We start from the raw sequence: 15,954 nt of genomic DNA, 5'->3' as shown, positions 1-15,954 counted from the left end.
CTACCGCGGTACCCGCGTCACACTGAGCTCCAGAGCCCGCCTCGTCACGACGAGGCGGGCTTTCTCGTCCCCACCCACCGCGATCGGGCCCTGCCCGTGCCAGTCGGTGACGAGGGCGTCGACCGCTGACACCACGCGGTACGCGGGTTCGGGTGCGCCGACCGATTGCAGCCAGGCCCGCAGCGCACGCGTTCGCAGAGCGGCGGGCACCGCGATGAGCGGTTCCAGATCGAGGACCTTCCCGTACGCGCACTCGTGGAGCAGCGCCTCCGCCGACCCGTCGAGCGCGTCGGCGTCGTCGCGCAGTTGCGATGCCGTCCGACCCAGCGCGTGCGCCACTCCGCCGCCGAGCACATCGTCGAGGAGCGGCAGCACCTCGTTCCGGAGCCGGACTCGAGTGAACCGCGGATCGTCGTTGTGCGGGTCGTCCCATACCGGCAGGCCCCAGCTCGCGCAGGCGGCGCGCGTCTGAGCACGGCGTGCCCCGAGCAGCGGACGGCCCCACGGGAATGCCCATTCGCGCATTCCTGCCAACGACCGTGCACCGGATCCACGGCTCAAACCGAGCAGCACGGTCTCCGCCTGATCGTCGAGCGTGTGCCCGAGGAGGACGGGCCTGCCCGATCGCGCATCGTCGAGGGCCGCGTACCTTGACTGCCGCGCAGCCGCTTCCATCCCACCGGCGCCGTCGACGGTCACCGGGCGCACCTCCGCGGTGGCGCCGAGCTCACGAGCGATGTCGGCGGCGCGCGCAGCGACGTCGGCCGAACCGGCTTGCAGCCGGTGGTCCACCACGACCGCGTGCACGTCGAGACCGGAGCGGATCGTCGCCGCGGTGAGAGCGAGCGAATCGGCCCCTCCCGACAACGCGACGCACACCGGACCGCCGTCCAGGTGACGCTCGGCGAACACGCGGACCGCACCGATCAGGGTGCGCTGCGCGTCGGCGCCCGGCGTCAGAGAACCCGGTCGATCCATTTCTGCGGCTCGTCGATCTCGCTCATCAACGGGAGCGTCTCGGGCGAGGTCCAGATGGTGTTGAACCGTTCCATCCCCACGGTCTCCACCACCTCGTCGACGAACGCCTTGCCTCGCACGTACTGCGCGATCTTCGCGTCCATGCCGATGAGCGCCCGGATCAGCTTCTGCAGCGGATTCCTGGGCGCGTTGCGACGGGCATCGAACGACCTCCGGATCTGTTCCACGGTCGGCACATGAGCCGGTCCGACCGCGTCCATCACGTGGTCCGCATGCCCTTCCAGAAGAGTGCCGAGCGCCAGGACCCGCTCGAACGCCGCGTACTGCTCCGGCGACTGCAGGAGCTGCATGACGCCGATCATCCCCTTCTCGCGGGGCTTGCCGCTGCGCACCGATTCGGTGACGCGCGTCAGCAGTTCGGTGACCGAGTCCTCCTCGCCACTGGTCAGGCTCGCCACGTTCTCGCGCATGTAGTCGGGCAGCCATGGGTTGGCCGAGAACTGGACGCGGTGCGTCACCTCGTGCAGGCACACCCACAGTCGGAAGTCCGCGGGCACCGCCTTGATCTGCCGTTCGACGGCGATGATGTTGGGCGCCACCAGGAGGAGTACTCCCGGCTCGCCCGTCTCCGGGTCGACGCTGAACGGATCGTACTGTCCGAGGATCGCGCTCGAGAGAAAGGCGAGCATCCCGCCCGCCTGCACGCCCGCGACTTTCGCGGTCACACCGGTCGCCGGCTCCGCGTCCTCGGTGAGCATCGCGGGCATCGACGCGGCGGCCGCATCGATCCAGCCCGCGCGGTCGACGATCTTCGCCGTCGGAATGCGCAGACCGTCCGCCATCCCGGTCACCTCGCGCACCGGGCCTTCCGCGCGCACGGCGGCGTCCGCCAGCTCCGCGTAGGCCTGGTCCATCGTGTAACGGGTCACGCGCGGTCCCGGGCGGGAGATCTTGCGCGCAACCGACGATGCGAATCCCCAGTCGATGTCGATCGAGACGGGCTCGTCGTCCGCGTCGCCCTCAGCGTCGTCCGTCGCCGGGTCGGAGAGTTCCGGGCCGCCAGTTTCGGCAGTGCCCGCTTCGGCGATACCGCCGGGGCCACTCGATGCCGGGCCGGCCCGATAGAACTCCGGGCCGTCTGCCTCCGGGATGGTCTCCACTGGTTGCTCCTGCTTCGTGTTCATCGACCCCTCCATCGCGGTCCCATCCCCGCGGCCCTGCTCAGCCACGGCATCCGCACTCGCGGAGGGCGCCGGCGACCTCGTCGATCGCCGGGCGCGCATCCTCGGGCGACGTGCCGCCGGACATCAGGGCGAACGACAGCACGCGGCCGTCCTCGGTCTGCACTATCCCGGTCAACGATGTGACGCCCGTCAATGTTCCTGTCTTGGCCCGCACCCAGCCCGCTCCGGCCATTTTGTCGCGGTCGAACCGGTCAGCGAGCGTGCCGGTACCTGCGGCGACCGGCAGGGTGTCGAGCAGCGACCGGAGCTTGGGCGAATGGTCGCCGCCGACCGTCGCCGACATGACGGTGTCCAAAACCCTGGCAGGCACCTTGTTGCCGTACGAGAGGCCGGCTGCATCGCGCAGTGTCACGTCGCGCACCGGGAAGCCCTCCTTCTGGAGGACGCCGCGGATGGCCTCCACACCGCCCTGGATGCTCGGTTCCCGCCCGGTCGCCTTGGCGAGTTCCACACCCAGCATTTCGGCGAGGACGTTATCGCTCAGACGCATCATGTCGCCGACCCGCACCGACAACGGCGCAGACTCGACCGAGGCGAGCTTCTCCGCGCCGGACGGCGCGTCCACCTCCTCGATCTTCCCGTGCAGGCCGAGTGCGTCGGCGAGCGCTCGGCCCGCCTCCATCGCGGGCTCGTCCGTGCGCGGGGAGTACTCGTCCATCGGGTCACGACGGCCGGCGTCGACCATCAGCGACGTCAGCGGGGTGATGTCGCCGCCCTTGATATCGCCCTTGTCCCAGGTTCGCTCCATCGACGGGCCCTCGAAGCCCGGTGTCGCGATGGCGACCGACGTGACGTTCTTTCCGGACCGCTCGATCTGCTCGGCCAGGTCGGAGATGCGGGCCGGATCGGAGTAGAAGGTCTTCTCGTCGTCGCCCGAGGTGAGAGTGGGATCGCCGGCGCCGACGAGGATCGCCTGCCCGTCGTCACCGAGGACGACGTTCGTGGCGATCCGCTCGTCGTGCGGAAGTTCGAGCAGCACGGCCGCCGCAGTCAGGATCTTCGCGTTGGACGCCGGAGTCCGAGGCTCGTCGGCCCCGCGCGACCACAGCACCTCCCCGGTCAGCGGATCGGTCACCTGGCCGGTCAGCGTACCGAGCTCGCGGGCCCGGGACGGCTGCGCCAACTGCGCGCGCACTCCGGCGGGCGTCGGGGCCGGTGCCTGCGCCGACACCGGTTTCGCAGCGGGCGTCACCGTGGCCGCAGCGGGCTGGGCAGGAGTGCCCTCGGGCACCGGATCCGGGCGCTGCGTCGTGTACCACCATGCGGCGACGGCACCGACCACGAGGACCACTACGAGCAGCAGGATCAACGCGATCCGCAAGCCACGGCGGGATCGTCGAGCTTGCGGGGGGATCGGCTGAGCCACGGAACCTCCGGTCTGGGAACTGCACGGAACAGAACTAACAGTATCGTTGTGTGCCGTCGAAGGTGTTTTCCGGACCGAACCCCGGGTTACCGGCGACGTGAGGTCCCACAGACGAGTTAAGGAGACGAACGCATGGAGTTCGAGGTCACCATCGAGATCCCCAAGGGTGGGCGCAACAAGTACGAGATCGACCACGAGACCGGCAAGGTCTACCTCGATCGCTACCTGTACACGCCGATGGGCTACCCGGCCGACTACGGCTACATCGACCACACCCTCGGCGAAGACGGCGACCCGCTCGACGCGATGGTCCTGCTCCCGGAGTCGGTGTTCCCGGGCGTCATCGTCAAGTCGCGCATCGTCGGCATGTACACCATGACCGATGAGGCCGGCGGCGACGACAAGCTGCTCGCGGTTCCGGCCGGCGACGTGCGCTGGGACCACATCCAGGACATCGGCGACGTCAGCGAGTACGAACTGAACGCCATCGCTCACTTCTTCGAGCACTACAAGGACCTGGAGCCGGGCAAGGAAGTCACCCCCGGCGGCTGGGTCGGCAAGGACCAGGCAGCCAAGGTCGCGCAGGAGGCGATCGACCGCTACACCGCCTGAGACGTCCGCTTCACGTGAATCGTCCCGCCACCGGATGCCGGTGCGCGGGACGTTTCGCGTCGTGTGGAACGTGCACAGGCCAGGGGGGCTGGTGGTGCGGGTCGCGCGCAGGCCCGCTGTGCGGGTCGCGCCGGATCAGCCGAGTTCCGCGAGGGCTGCGAGCAGCCGGTCGATGTCGTCCGAGGTCGTCCCCACTCCGAAGCTGGCCCGGACGGCACCGTCCGGACGTCCGAGTTTCGTCAGCAACGGGTGCGCGCAGAACTTCCCGTCGCGGACGCCGATTCCGTGGCGTTCGCTGAGGAACTCGGCGACCTGGCGCGGAGTGTGGCCGTCCACCGCGAAGCTCGCGATGCCGACGCGATCCGCGTGGTCGTCGAAGATCCGGAGCGGGCGCACGTGTCCGAGCGCGGCGAGACCCTCGTCGAACCGCCGCACCAGCACCTCGTCGTGCGCGCCGATGGACTCGAATCCGATGTCGCACAGCGCTTCCGCCGCCGAGGCGATGGATACCGCGCCGAGCACATTGGGCGATCCGGCCTCGTGACGTGCAGGCCCCGTGTGCCAGGAGACGTCATCGACCGCCACCTGTGCACTGGCCCCACCGCCTGCGAGGTACGGCGGAGCTGCGTCGAGCCAGTCACCGCGTCCCACGAGGACTCCCGCGCCGAACGGCGCGTACAGCTTGTGCCCGGAGAACACCAGATAGTCGATACCGAAACCGGCCACCGACACCCCGCGGTGGGGCACCAGCTGGGCGCCGTCGACCAGAATCCGCGCACCGTGCCGGTGAGCCAACCCGGTGAGCCTGCCGATCGGCAGCACCTCCCCCGTCACGTTCGACGCCGCCGTCACTGCGAGCAGCGCGGCAGGCGCAGACGCGAGTTCGGCGTCGAGCGCGGCGAGCGTCTCGTCGACCGTCGGCTTCGATTCGACGACGCGAGCTCTCCCCGTCCACGGCAACAGATTGGCGTGGTGCTCGATGTCGAGCACCACGACGTCGCCGGGAACGACCGTCGCCGCGAGGTTGATCGAGTCGGTGGTGTTGCGGGTGAAGATCACCGAGTCGTCAGCACGACCGCCGACGAACTCCCTGATCACCTCCCGTGCGCGTTCGTACCGGGCCGTCGTCACCTGCGACAGGTGACCGGCACCTCGGTGGACGCTCGCGTACTCGGCCAGTGCATCCGCGATCTGCTCGGCGACGACGGTCAGCGCCGGCGCTGACGCGGCGTAGTCGAGGTTGGCGTACTTCACCTCGGCGTACTGCACATCTGCGTACTTCACATCTGCGTACTTCACATCTGGGCACTTCAAGTCCGTTCGGCTTCGCGACGGCGAGTTTCCAGTGGTGGGCACCGTGACTTCGGCGCCCACCACCGGGGCCAATGCGAGAACAGGGTGAGCACGGCGGACGGGTCCGTCCAGAATTGCGGTCATTGCACGACTCCTCGAAGATCCACACTTGCCGCGCACCGATCAGTGGCGGCCAGGTCGTCACCCGGAGCACCCCACCGTGGCGGAGGGTTGCCGACCAGCGAGCCGGGGCTTCGCGCTGATACTCGTGACCTGCCCATGACCATTCCCGGTTTCTGGCGCCCGGTCGAGGATTGTGCGCACGATGATCCCAATACGCCGGGGCCTGCGGAGCTTGCGGCGATTCGCCGGAACGGCCATATGCCGCTCACCGGTCGAACGCGTCGGTCCTGGCAGATAGAATCGGACCGGATAGCCCACGCGCCGCCGTTGCGGCGCCTCCCACCACGGAAGGCATTCTGGTGACGAACCCCCGGGATCCCGAGGGACCGAACCCTCGCAGCGGCGACCGGCCTGGCAACTACGACGCGACACAGCTCGGCGGACAGGCGTTCGATGGCCAACCGCCCCAGGGCGAACCGCAACACGCGCAACCACAGCAGAACCAGCCGCAGGCGCAGTACCCGCAGGACTCGGGCGCGCCCCAGCACGGCGGACAACCGCAGAATCAATCCCCGTACCAGTCGCCCCAGCACCAGTCACCCCAATATCAGGCGCCGCAGCAGCAGCCACCCCAGCATCAAGCGCCCCAGTATCAGGCACCCCCGTACCAGTCGCCGCAGCAGCAGTATCCACCTCAGCAGTCGCCGATGCCGCCTGCGCAGCCCCAATACGGACAACCCCAGTACGGACAGCAGCCGACCGGGCAGCCGCCCTACGGTGCACCCCAGCAGTACGGGGCACCCCAGCAGTACGCGGCACCCCAGCAGTTCGGGGCAGACCCCAATCAGTTCGGCGCCAACCCGTACGGGGCTGGTCAATACGGGGTTAATCAATACGGGCCTCAGCCGTACGGCAACCCCTACGCACCGGCAGGACCACCCAAGAAGTCGAAGACCGGGCTCATCGTCGGTGGTGTCGCGCTGGTCGTCATCGCGGCCGTCGCCATCACCCTCGGCGTGCTGCAGCCGTGGAAGTCGAGCGACGACGGCCCCACGACGGAGACCGTCGCCCTCGACCACGGGATCTCCGTCGATATCGAGGTTCCCTCCGGTTGGCGACTGGAGACGACGAGCTCACTCGACGAAACGGACTTCATGATGCTCCCCGATTCGGACGATCGCACGATGGATCAGGTCAACCGGGACGGCAACGCGATGGACAACGGCGATACGGCCGAATCTGTGCACGCGATTCTGGGCAGTGTGACGTCGTGCCCGAGCGAGTACTCGGATCTCTCGATCGGCGTGTGGCGCAACGAGAACGTCGGATCGAGCACCGATAATGGACAGGCGAAACGTTACGGCGGCATCACCCGGGCCGACACCTCGTACTGCCTGAAGATCCGCGGGGTCGATTTCGCCCATTCCTCCGACGAGTTGACCACCGAAGCCGCCGACTTGAGCGAGGAACTCATCGGCGACGGGGCTATCACCGTCGGGAAGTCCGCGTGACCCAGGGGACGTGCGCCGAGCACCGTCCGACCCGATCAACCGTCATCTGAGAACGGAGACACCATGGGCATCATCGACAGGATGCGCGGAGAACTCGTCGACATCATCGAGTGGATCGACGATTCGCGCTCGACACTCGCGTGGCGGTTCCCCCGCTACAACAACGAGATCAAGAACGGTGCGCAGCTGATCGTCCGCGAGGGCCAGCAGGCGGTCTTCGTGTACCGCGGCCAGCTCGCCGACACTTTCGGTCCGGGCCACTACGAGCTCACCACCGAGAACCTGCCCATCATGAGCACGCTGCAAGGGTGGAAGCACGGCTTCAACAGCCCGTTCCGCAGCGAGGTGTACTTCATCAACCGGCGGCCGGTCACCGACCTGCGCTGGGGCACGCCCAACCCGATCACGTTGCGCGACCCCGACTTCGGGATGGTCCAGGTCCGGGCCAACGGGCTGTGCATCATCCGGATCGCCGATCCGGCGATCTTCCTGCGCGAGGTGATCGGCGCCGACAGCCAGGTGAACGCCGACGAGATCGCCGAGTTGCTGCGTCGCGTCATCTCCACCGCGTTCTCCGACATGATTCTCGAGACCGGGGTCGGCGCCATCGACCTGCAGGGAAAGCAAGTCGAGCTCTCGGCCCAGCTCCGCGACTACGTCGAGACCCGCGTCGACGACGAATTCGGGCTCACCGTCGAATCGGTGACGATGAACATCTCGCTCCCCGACGAGATCACCGCCGCGATGACGCGCGGCGTCGCCCGCGGTGTGGAGGAGAAGGGCTTCCTCAACAACGTCGGCGATCTGAACCGCTACCAACAGGGCAAGGCAGCCGATTCGATGCTCGCGGCCGCGCAGAACCCCGGCGGCTCGGCGATGGGCGACATGCTGTCGGCGGGCATGGGTGTTGCGATGGGCGGCCAGTTCGCCAGCCAGTTCGGCCAGCAGCCGCAACAGCAGCAGCAGGCCCAGCAGGAGCCGCCGCCCATTCCGACGGCGCAGAAGTTCCACATCGAGCAGAACGGTGCCGCAGCCGGTCCCTACACGCTCGATCAGCTCCGCGGCGCCGTCACACCGACCACGCTCGTCTGGTCCGCCGGGATGGCCGGATGGGAGCAGGCGGGCCAGGTTCCCGCCTTGTCGGCCCTGTTCGCACCGACACCTCCCCCGCTGCCCCCACAGGCTCCGCCTGCACCGCCCGCTCCTCCTGCACCGCCCGCGTCGCCGGATGAGTGATCCGACGCAGCCGCCGCCACTGCCACCCGAGGAGGGCCCGGCTGAACCGGGGCCGCACGCACGTCCGGTCCCGCCGCCGTTGCCGGGCCGGGGTTCCGTCGGATCGGCCGATCCACCGTCCACTCCGCCGGCGGACGATCAGACTCCACGGGCGCCACGCGCCGCCGACCGCGCGATTCATCACGTCACCGAGCAGACGCGCACCTACCCGTGCGGGTCGTGCGGTGCGCCACTGATATTCGCACCCGATCAGCAGAACCTGCTGTGCCGCTCGTGCGGAACGTCGTACCCGATCGTTCTCGACCCGTCCGCCCAGGTCGACAAGCACGACCTGCAGTCGGCGATGAGCAAGATCGACGACGCAGTCGGACTGACGTCGACCGGCGGCGGCGAGCATCAGGTTGTCTGCCAGTCGTGCGGTGGCCGCACGATCTTCAACGGCAGCCTCACCGCGACGCGATGCCCGTACTGCGCCACGCCCATCCAGCGCGACGACGTCCAGGACGCACCCGAACGCTTCGCCCTCGACTCGATCGTTCCCCTGCAAGTCGGTGAACCGGCCGCTCGCCAGTCGATCGAGAAGTGGATCAACAGCCGCTGGTTCGCGCCCCGCGAGTTCAAGAAGTATCGGACTCTCGGATCGTTCACGAGCGTCTACATGTCGTACTACTCCTACGACGTGGACGCGACGACGCAGTACAGCGGCTTGCGCGGCGACACGTACACGGTGGTCGTCGGGTCGGGCGAGAACCGCCGCACGGAGACGCGCATCCGCTGGCGGCCTACACGCGGCATGGTGCAGGACCAGATCCGGGACCTGCCCGAGCTCGCGAACACCGGAATGGACGCCGACCGCGTCCGCGAACTGGAGCCGTGGCCGATCCAGGCCGCCGTCCCCTACCAGCCCGAGTTCGTCGCAGGCCATCTCTCGCGCACCTACGATCGGGACCCGGTCTCAGTGTTCGAGCAGTCCGCCCGGCCCCGCGTGGATCAGCAGGTGGAGTACACGATCCGCCGCGACATCGGCGGCGACATGCAGCAGATCCATCAGCGACAGACGCAGTTCGGCCTGCTGCAGTTCATGTACCTGCTGCTCCCGATGTGGCTGCTCACCGTCAATTACGACGGGAAGCCGTTTCAGGTGCTCGTCAACGGACTGACCGGCGAGGTCCAGGGCGAACGCCCGTGGAGCAAGGTGAAGATCGCGATGGCCGTGATCGCGGCCATCATCGTGATGGGCGTGATCGCCTATCTGTACTCGAAGAGGTAACCGGTGGAGACCATCCTCATTCTGATCGTCGTCGCCCTCGTGGTGTTCCTGGTGATCGGCGGCGTGTTCGCGATTGCGCTGGCACGGTCGGCGAAGAAGCAACTGGCAGCGAGCGCGTCGATCCCCGGCATCGACATCGCCGTCCCGGCGTCCTGGGCCGGGTCCCACGATCCGGAGGCACGTCTGCATCGCCGCATCCGGGATGCACTCGCCGCGTTGGACGCCACCGCCGGACGCTCCGGCGCCGCCGAGATCGACGATCGGGGACGACTGTTCGTGTCGGCCTCCGAACTCGACGAACGACTCGTCGCGATCTGGTCACTCCCCGCGAACGCTAAACCCGGCCCGCTGGCCGAGGTGGAGCGCGGGGTGCAGGCGCTCGAGTCCGGCGCGCAGACGGTCGCCCTCTCCTCGGGGGATGGCGCCGTCGGCCGGGCCGAGGCCACCGCCGAGCACATCGACCGGTTCTCCCGCCCCGCACCGGCAGCACCACCGAACCTGCCGCCCGTGGTCGAACCACCCGCGACCGACCCGCCCGCGACCGGCCGGGCCGCTGCGCCGCGGTCGACGGACGACTCACCCGAGCCGCCGCTACCGTCCTGATCAGGCGCCCCTCCACTCGCCGAGCGCCGCCCGGTAATCTCGTCGGAGTGACCGACGCCCTCGACATCTCCTCGATGTTCGCGACCAGCGACGAGACACGGATCGGCTACGGGGTTCACGAGCGGTTTCACTCCGTCGCCGCCGCCCGGGACGCGCTGCGCGCGGGCGCAGTCGACGGACTCACCGGGGCATTCGGCTTCGACTCGTCAGCTCCGGCGGCCCTCATCGCTCCCGAGCTCGTTCGTTCGTCGTCGGAGTGGTACCGCTCCCGGTCGGCAACCGGCTATAGGGGAATGCCGGCCGTCAGCGGTACCACTCAGACGACGAGCGAGGTTGACGCCACTGAATTCAGCCCCGCGCATGCTGGGCCGGGGCGAGAATCCGGTGAGTTCCCGTCCGCGGTCTCCTCCACGATCACGCCGGCCGAGGTCCACGGTGACCGCGTCCGCGCGGCGATCGAGGCGATCGCCGCGGGACGTGTGCAGAAGGCGGTGCTGGCCCGAACAATGACAGTGGAGTTCGATGCTCCGATCGACCCGCTTGCACTCGCCGAGCGGTTTCGACCTGGGCGCGACGCGTCGACCACCACGTCATTCGCCGTCCCGCTCGACGCTGCACCGGGACGCGACGGCCGCTGGCTGATCGGGGCCAGCCCCGAGCTCCTCATCCGCAAGGACGGCGACGTCGTCACCTGCCATCCGTTCGCCGGAACCGTGCCCCGTGGCAACGATTCCGCCACCGATCGCCTCGCGGTCGACGCGCTTCGACGATCGGACAAGGACCTGCGCGAGCACGCCTTCGTCGTCGACTCGCTGGTAACCGCACTGACCCCGCTGTGCACCGAACTCGAGGTACCGGAAGGTCCGTGCATCGAGTCGACTCCCGCGGTCTGGCACCTCGCGACCCCGATCCGAGGAGTCCTCGCCGACCCGACGCTGACCGCACTCGACCTGGCCGTCGCGCTCTCCCCTACTCCCGCGGTATGCGGCACTCCCACCGCTGCGGCCGCCGACTTGATCACCGAACTGGAGGGTCCGCGCGACTTCTACGCGGGGGCGGTGGGTTGGTGCGATCGCAATGGAGACGGCCGCTGGCTCGTCTCGATCCGCTGTCTGGAACTCGACTCGGAGCACACTGCGGTCACCACCTGGGCAGGCGGCGGCATCGTCGCCGGATCGGACCCTGACACGGAGGTCGCCGAGACCACCGCCAAGTTCCGCACGGTGCTCGACGCCCTCGACGTCCACTGAGACCGGCTTTCGATACGGCAGGCCTTCCGCAAGCAGCCGATGACCCCAGTCAGCCGAGGGCCGAGTCCAGGTCGCGAAGCAGGTCGTCGGGAGCTTCCAGCCCGACCGACAGCCGGACCATCGAGTCCGTCAGGCCGATCGACGCACGGCCGTCCGGCCCCATGGCTCGGTGGGTGGTGGTCGCGGGGTGCGTGATCAAGCTCTTCGCATCCCCCAGATTGTTCGAGATGTCGACCAGTTGGAGGCCGTTGAGTACCTCGAACGCCCGTTCCTTGCCGCTCTTCCCCGGCGCCTCACCGAGCCCGAACGTCACGACGGTGCCGCCGCCGGACATCTGTGTGCGGGCGAGGTCGTACTGGGGATGCGACGCGAGGAACGGATAGATCGTCGTGTCGACTCGCGGATCGGCGTCGAGGAACTCGGCGATCCGAAGCGCGGTCGACACCGACTGGTCGAGGCGGATCTTCATCGTCTCGAGACCCTTGAGCATCACCCAGGCGTTGAACGGGCTCAATGCCGGCCCGGTGTGCCGCATCAGTGTGCGCACCGGGCCGTCGATGTACTCGGCGGTGCCCATGATCGCGCCGCCCATCACGCGTCCCTGACCGTCGATGTGCTTGGTGCCCGAGTAGACGATCACATCGGCGCCCATGTCGAGTCCACGCTGCAGCAGCGGTGTGGCGAATACGTTGTCGAGCACCACTTTCGCGCCCGCGGCGTGCGCCATGTCGGCCACCGCGCGGACGTCGACGAGGGTCTGCATCGGGTTCGACGGCGTCTCGAAGAAGACGGCGTCCGCGGGCGTCGACAGCGCTTCCTCCCACTGCTGGAGGTCGTCACCGTCGACGAACACGGTCTCGACGCCCCACGAGGGCAGGATCTCGTTGCAGATCACGAAGCACGAACCGAACAGGCTCCGCGCGGCGACGAGTCGGCTACCGCTCTTCAGAATCGCGCCGAGCGCCACGAACACGGCGGCCATGCCGCTCGCCGTCGCGAAGCAGGCTTCGGCGCCTTCCATCTGGCGCAGACGCTCCTGGAACATGGCGACTGTCGGGTTGCCGTACCGCGAGTAGACGAACCGCTTGTCCTCACCGGTGAAAGCGCGTTCGGCGGCCTCCGCCGACTCGAAGACGTAGCCGCTGTTGAGGTAGAGGGCCTCCGACGTCTCGAAGAAGCCGGACCGCATCAGACCGCCGCGCACCGCGACGGTCTCCGGTGACGCCCACTCCGGAAGTTCACTGCTCATCTGCGCGCTCCTTACGACTGCCGCCACGGGAGGGACTCGGCTCGCCAGCCTGCTGCCCCACGATGTCCTTCGGCGTCTGTCGCCCCTTCGAACCCGTCGAGAATGTTGTACGCCTTGGTGAATCCGGCTGCGGTGGCGGCCTCTGCAGCACCGATGGATCGGGCCCCGGACCGGCACAGGAACAGCACCTCCGCGTCGCCCTCCACACCCGCGGCCAGCAGATCGTCGACGAATCGCTGGTTGAGTGCACCGTTCGGGAAGTCGACCCATTCGATGAACAGGGCCCGCTTGCCGAGGGACGAGATGTCGGGTACTCCGACGAAGTTCCATTCGGCCTGGGTGCGGCAGTCGACGAGGACGGTACGCGGATCCCCGGTCAGCCGGTCCCACGCGTCGCGGACAGTGATGTCTCCGGCGTAGCTCATGCGCTGCACACCTTCCAGTTCTCGCCCTGCTTGATCAGGGTCAGGTCGGTGGTCAGCTTCTTCTGCTCATCTCGTTCGCGATGCTCGTGGACCGTCACCGAGGCGCGATCGCCAGTGGTCTCGACGTCCATGCTCGGGACGACGAGTTGGCCGTTGGCCTCGTTCTCGACGCGGTTGGTATCGGCGAACTGACGGGCGGAAGGGAAGTCCTTCGCCGCGAGATCCTTCTCGCAGTGCGCACCCCGGTACATCTCGTAATTGAGGGCGTTGCGGGCGCTGTACATGTCGTTGACGACGTACTGGATCTTCGCGTCCTCGCTGACCCGCTCCTCGGACGGCCGGACGAGATGCGATATCCCGATCGCGGCGAGGATCACGACGGCGACCGATACCGCGATGATGAACGGGAGCAGATCCCGCCAGGACCGCGGTGCACTCGAGATTTCTGCGGCACTGCTGCCCTCGGTGGACTCGTTCCCGTCGGATTCCTGCCCGGCATCGTCGGGCCGCTTCGCACTCATGATGGTCTAGTCTATCGACTCCCCGCGGGCGACTGCCGGGACGGCCGGTGCAGTTCAACGCGGCATACGGCAATCCGTCCGTCAAGAGTTTTCGTCACGGTCCGTCCACTGAGGCTGCCCTCACTTTCAGATTTTGGTCGGGGCGCGCCACGCCCTAACGTAGAGGTGATAGCACCCCATCAAGCTAGGAAGCATCAGCACATGACTGACACCAACCGCCCGTTGCGGGTAGCGATCGTCGGCGCCGGTCCGGCCGGCATCTACTGTGCAGATGCCCTGATGAAGTCGGACACCGCAGGTGAACGCGGTGTGAGCATCGATCTATACGAGCGCATGCCCGCCCCGTTCGGCCTGATCCGGTACGGCGTCGCACCCGACCATCCCCGCATCAAGGGGATCATCAACGCTCTGCACAAGGTGCTCGACAAGCCGCAGGTCCGCCTGCTCGGCAACATCGATTACGGCACCGACATCACGCTCGACGACCTGCGCGCGCACTACGACGCGGTGGTGTTCTCCACGGGCGCGACGGATGATCGCGGCATGGGCATCCCGGGCATGGATCTGGAGCGCAGCTACGGCGCGGGACAGTTCGTCGCCTGGTACGACGGCCACCCCGACTTCGCTCGCACCTGGCCGCTCGACGAGGAGAAGGTCGCCGTCATCGGCGTGGGCAACGTCGCTCTCGACGTCGCGCGCGTGCTCGCCAAGACCGGCGACGAGCTGCTGCCGACCGAGATCCCGGACAACGTCTACGAGGGACTGAAGAACAACAAGGCGGTCGAGGTCCACGTGTTCGGCCGTCGTGGTCCGGCACAGGCCAAGTTCACCCCGCTCGAATTGAAGGAACTCGACCACTCCCCGAACATCGAGGTGATCGTCGATCCCGAGGACATCGAGTACGACGAGGGTTCCGCCGTCGCACGTCGCAGCAGCAAGATCACCGATCAGGTCGCGACGATCATCGAGAACTACGCGATCCGCGAACCCAAGCAAGGGGCGATCCACAAGCTGTACCTGCACTTCTTCGAGAATCCGGTCGAGGTCGTCGGTGAGGACGGCAAGGTGGTCGGTCTGCGCACCGAGCGCACCGAACTCGACGGCACGGGCAACGTGAATCCGACCGGCAAGATCCGCGATTGGGATGTCACCGCCGTCTACCGTGCGGTCGGCTACCTGTCGGACAACCTTCCGGGTCTGCCGTTCGACAACCAGGCGGGCGTGATCCCGAACGAGGCCGGCCGCGTGTTCGACGACGGCGCACACCTCACCGGCCTCTACACGACGGGCTGGATCAAGCGCGGCCCCGTCGGTCTCATCGGTCACACCAAGGGCGACGCGAACGAGACCGTCGAGTGCATCCTCGCGGACATGCGCGACGATGCCCTCAACACCCCGGAGAACGCCGACGAGGACGCGATCGTCGAACTGCTGGAGTCGCGGAAGGTCCCGTTCACCACGTGGGACGGCTGGTACCGGCTCGACGAGCACGAGCGCGCGCTCGGTGCTGCAGTCGGCCGCGAGCGCGTCAAGGTCGTGGAGCGCGAGGACATGCTGGCAGCCTCCGAGCCGAACAAGATCCAGAAGTAGCCGTCCACGAGTAGGCCACAGCGCAGAAAAGGTCCGCCCCGATCATTCGGGGCGGACCTTTTATTACGGGGCGAAACGCCTGTTCGAACTGCCGATCAACTCGTGGGATCGTTCTGGATCATGCCCTGCTCGCCGCCCTTAGGCTGAGCACGCCGGACGTTCTGCCAGAATCCCGCATTGTTGAATGGGTTCTCGACCTGCCGTGCGATCGTGTATCCGGAAACCGAGGAGGGCCAGCAGCCCTTCCACTTGGTGGAGACCGTCACGGAGGTCTGCCCGGCTTCGAGTTCGCCGACCTTGGTGTCGCGCTCCTTGTTCGCCGGCACCCACTTGGTGGGCCCGCCGAATTCGGTCACGGTCACACCGGTCATCGTGCTGCCGCCGATGTTCTTGACGCCCATCCAGCGGTGCATCTGCCACTGCGGTCCGTCGGACCAGTCCGGGCCCCACAGCTTGAATGTGCAGCTCACGCCGCCGATGATCTGGAGGTCGCCGGGAGCGGCGGCCTGCGCCTCGGGGGCTGCGACCAGCGAACCGGCGCCCATGGCACCGGCGGCTGCGACGCCTGCGATGGCGCGCTTCAGGGTCTTCCTCATGTCGAACACCTTTCGTTTCCAGTTATTCAGAGCGAGCGGGCGGATGCCTTTCGCCAATGCGCAGGAGCACGAGCGAAAGGCATCCTC

At 67.7% G+C, this 15,954-nt stretch carries 15 protein-coding genes and 1 riboswitch; of the genes, 7 read left to right on the top strand and 8 right to left on the bottom strand.

All coding sequences use genetic code 11. The annotated features are described in order from the left end of the window. Genes tilS through dacB form a run of 3 tightly spaced genes read right to left on the bottom strand, consistent with a single transcriptional unit; the run spans nt 1 to nt 3,588 of the window. Entirely contained in the window at nt 1–978 is a 978-nt protein-coding gene (gene tilS / locus FO044_RS01595; RefSeq protein WP_132992930.1) for a tRNA lysidine(34) synthetase TilS, read from the bottom strand. Further along, nucleotides 957–2,162, bottom strand: coding sequence for a zinc-dependent metalloprotease (locus FO044_RS01590; protein ID WP_132992929.1), 1,206 nt, complete (start codon nt 2,160–2,162; stop codon nt 957–959). Before FO044_RS01590 ends, tilS begins: the two co-directional genes overlap by 22 nt. Before the next feature lie 37 nt (nt 2,163–2,199). Continuing rightward, complete coding sequence (gene dacB / locus FO044_RS01585; protein WP_132992928.1) at nt 2,200–3,588, bottom strand: D-alanyl-D-alanine carboxypeptidase/D-alanyl-D-alanine endopeptidase; 1,389 nt, start codon at nt 3,586–3,588, stop codon at nt 2,200–2,202. A 132-nt stretch (nt 3,589–3,720) separates the two neighbouring features. On the opposite strand from dacB, the gene FO044_RS01580 reads away from it, so the two are divergent. Then, nucleotides 3,721–4,200 (top strand): inorganic diphosphatase, encoded by a 480-nt coding sequence (locus FO044_RS01580; protein ID WP_132992927.1) that lies wholly within the window; start codon nt 3,721–3,723, stop codon nt 4,198–4,200. A gap of 135 nt (nt 4,201–4,335) precedes the next feature. On the opposite strand, the gene FO044_RS01575 is transcribed toward FO044_RS01580, so the two are convergent. Continuing rightward, the gene (locus tag FO044_RS01575; protein ID WP_132992926.1) at nt 4,336–5,637 is read right to left on the bottom strand and encodes an aminotransferase class V-fold PLP-dependent enzyme; all 1,302 of its coding nucleotides are present in this window, start codon (nt 5,635–5,637) and stop codon (nt 4,336–4,338) included. A gap of 16 nt (nt 5,638–5,653) precedes the next feature. Further along, nucleotides 5,654–5,767: riboswitch (SAM riboswitch) on the bottom strand. A gap of 208 nt (nt 5,768–5,975) precedes the next feature. On the opposite strand from FO044_RS01575, the gene FO044_RS01570 reads away from it, so the two are divergent. From FO044_RS01570 to FO044_RS01550, 5 genes are all read left to right on the top strand, one after another. Beyond that, on the top strand, nt 5,976–7,127 hold the full coding sequence (locus tag FO044_RS01570; RefSeq protein ID WP_132992925.1) for a hypothetical protein: 1,152 nt from the start codon (nt 5,976–5,978) through the stop codon (nt 7,125–7,127). Between the two features lie 63 nt (nt 7,128–7,190). Further along, nucleotides 7,191–8,363 carry an SPFH domain-containing protein gene (locus FO044_RS01565; protein WP_132992924.1) on the top strand — a complete coding sequence of 391 codons (1,173 nt, stop codon included), beginning with the start codon at nt 7,191–7,193 and terminating at the stop codon, nt 8,361–8,363. Beyond that, nucleotides 8,356–9,633, top strand: a complete 1,278-nt coding sequence (locus FO044_RS01560; RefSeq protein WP_132992923.1) for a TFIIB-type zinc ribbon-containing protein — start codon at nt 8,356–8,358, stop codon at nt 9,631–9,633. Before FO044_RS01565 ends, FO044_RS01560 begins: the two co-directional genes overlap by 8 nt. Nucleotides 9,634–9,636: 3 nt before the next feature. Then, nucleotides 9,637–10,236, top strand: a complete 600-nt coding sequence (locus FO044_RS01555; protein ID WP_132992922.1) for a hypothetical protein — start codon at nt 9,637–9,639, stop codon at nt 10,234–10,236. Nucleotides 10,237–10,283: 47 nt separating this feature from the next. Next, nucleotides 10,284–11,486, top strand: a complete 1,203-nt coding sequence (locus tag FO044_RS01550; RefSeq protein WP_235831400.1) for an isochorismate synthase — start codon at nt 10,284–10,286, stop codon at nt 11,484–11,486. Nucleotides 11,487–11,535: 49 nt separating this feature from the next. On the opposite strand, the gene FO044_RS01545 is transcribed toward FO044_RS01550, so the two are convergent. From FO044_RS01545 to FO044_RS01535, 3 genes are read right to left on the bottom strand one after another with little or no spacing between them, the layout of a single operon-like run. Next, entirely contained in the window at nt 11,536–12,735 is a 1,200-nt protein-coding gene (locus tag FO044_RS01545) for an O-succinylhomoserine sulfhydrylase (protein WP_132992921.1), read from the bottom strand. 11 nt (nt 12,736–12,746) lie between these two features. Then, nucleotides 12,747–13,160: a rhodanese-like domain-containing protein gene (locus FO044_RS01540; protein WP_132992920.1), complete on the bottom strand. Its 414-nt coding sequence runs from the start codon at nt 13,158–13,160 to the stop codon at nt 12,747–12,749. Next, on the bottom strand, nt 13,157–13,681 hold the full coding sequence (locus tag FO044_RS01535; protein WP_235831399.1) for an Rv0361 family membrane protein: 525 nt from the start codon (nt 13,679–13,681) through the stop codon (nt 13,157–13,159). Before FO044_RS01535 ends, FO044_RS01540 begins: the two co-directional genes overlap by 4 nt. Before the next feature lie 201 nt (nt 13,682–13,882). Between FO044_RS01535 and FO044_RS01530 the strand changes: the two genes are divergently transcribed. Further along, a complete protein-coding gene (locus tag FO044_RS01530) occupies nt 13,883–15,271 on the top strand; it encodes an FAD-dependent oxidoreductase (RefSeq protein ID WP_132992919.1) in 1,389 nt (462 codons plus the stop codon). A gap of 95 nt (nt 15,272–15,366) precedes the next feature. Here FO044_RS01530 and FO044_RS01525 read toward each other — a convergent pair whose 3' ends face one another. Next, nucleotides 15,367–15,867 carry a hypothetical protein gene (locus tag FO044_RS01525; protein ID WP_132992918.1) on the bottom strand — a complete coding sequence of 167 codons (501 nt, stop codon included), beginning with the start codon at nt 15,865–15,867 and terminating at the stop codon, nt 15,367–15,369. Nucleotides 15,868–15,954: the final 87 nt, after the last annotated feature.

Source organism: Gordonia zhaorongruii (assembly GCF_007559005.1).
GTDB classification, from domain to species: domain Bacteria; phylum Actinomycetota; class Actinomycetes; order Mycobacteriales; family Mycobacteriaceae; genus Gordonia; species Gordonia zhaorongruii.
Note: the sequence above shows the minus strand (reverse complement) of the source record. Positions and strands in the feature narration are given on the sequence as shown.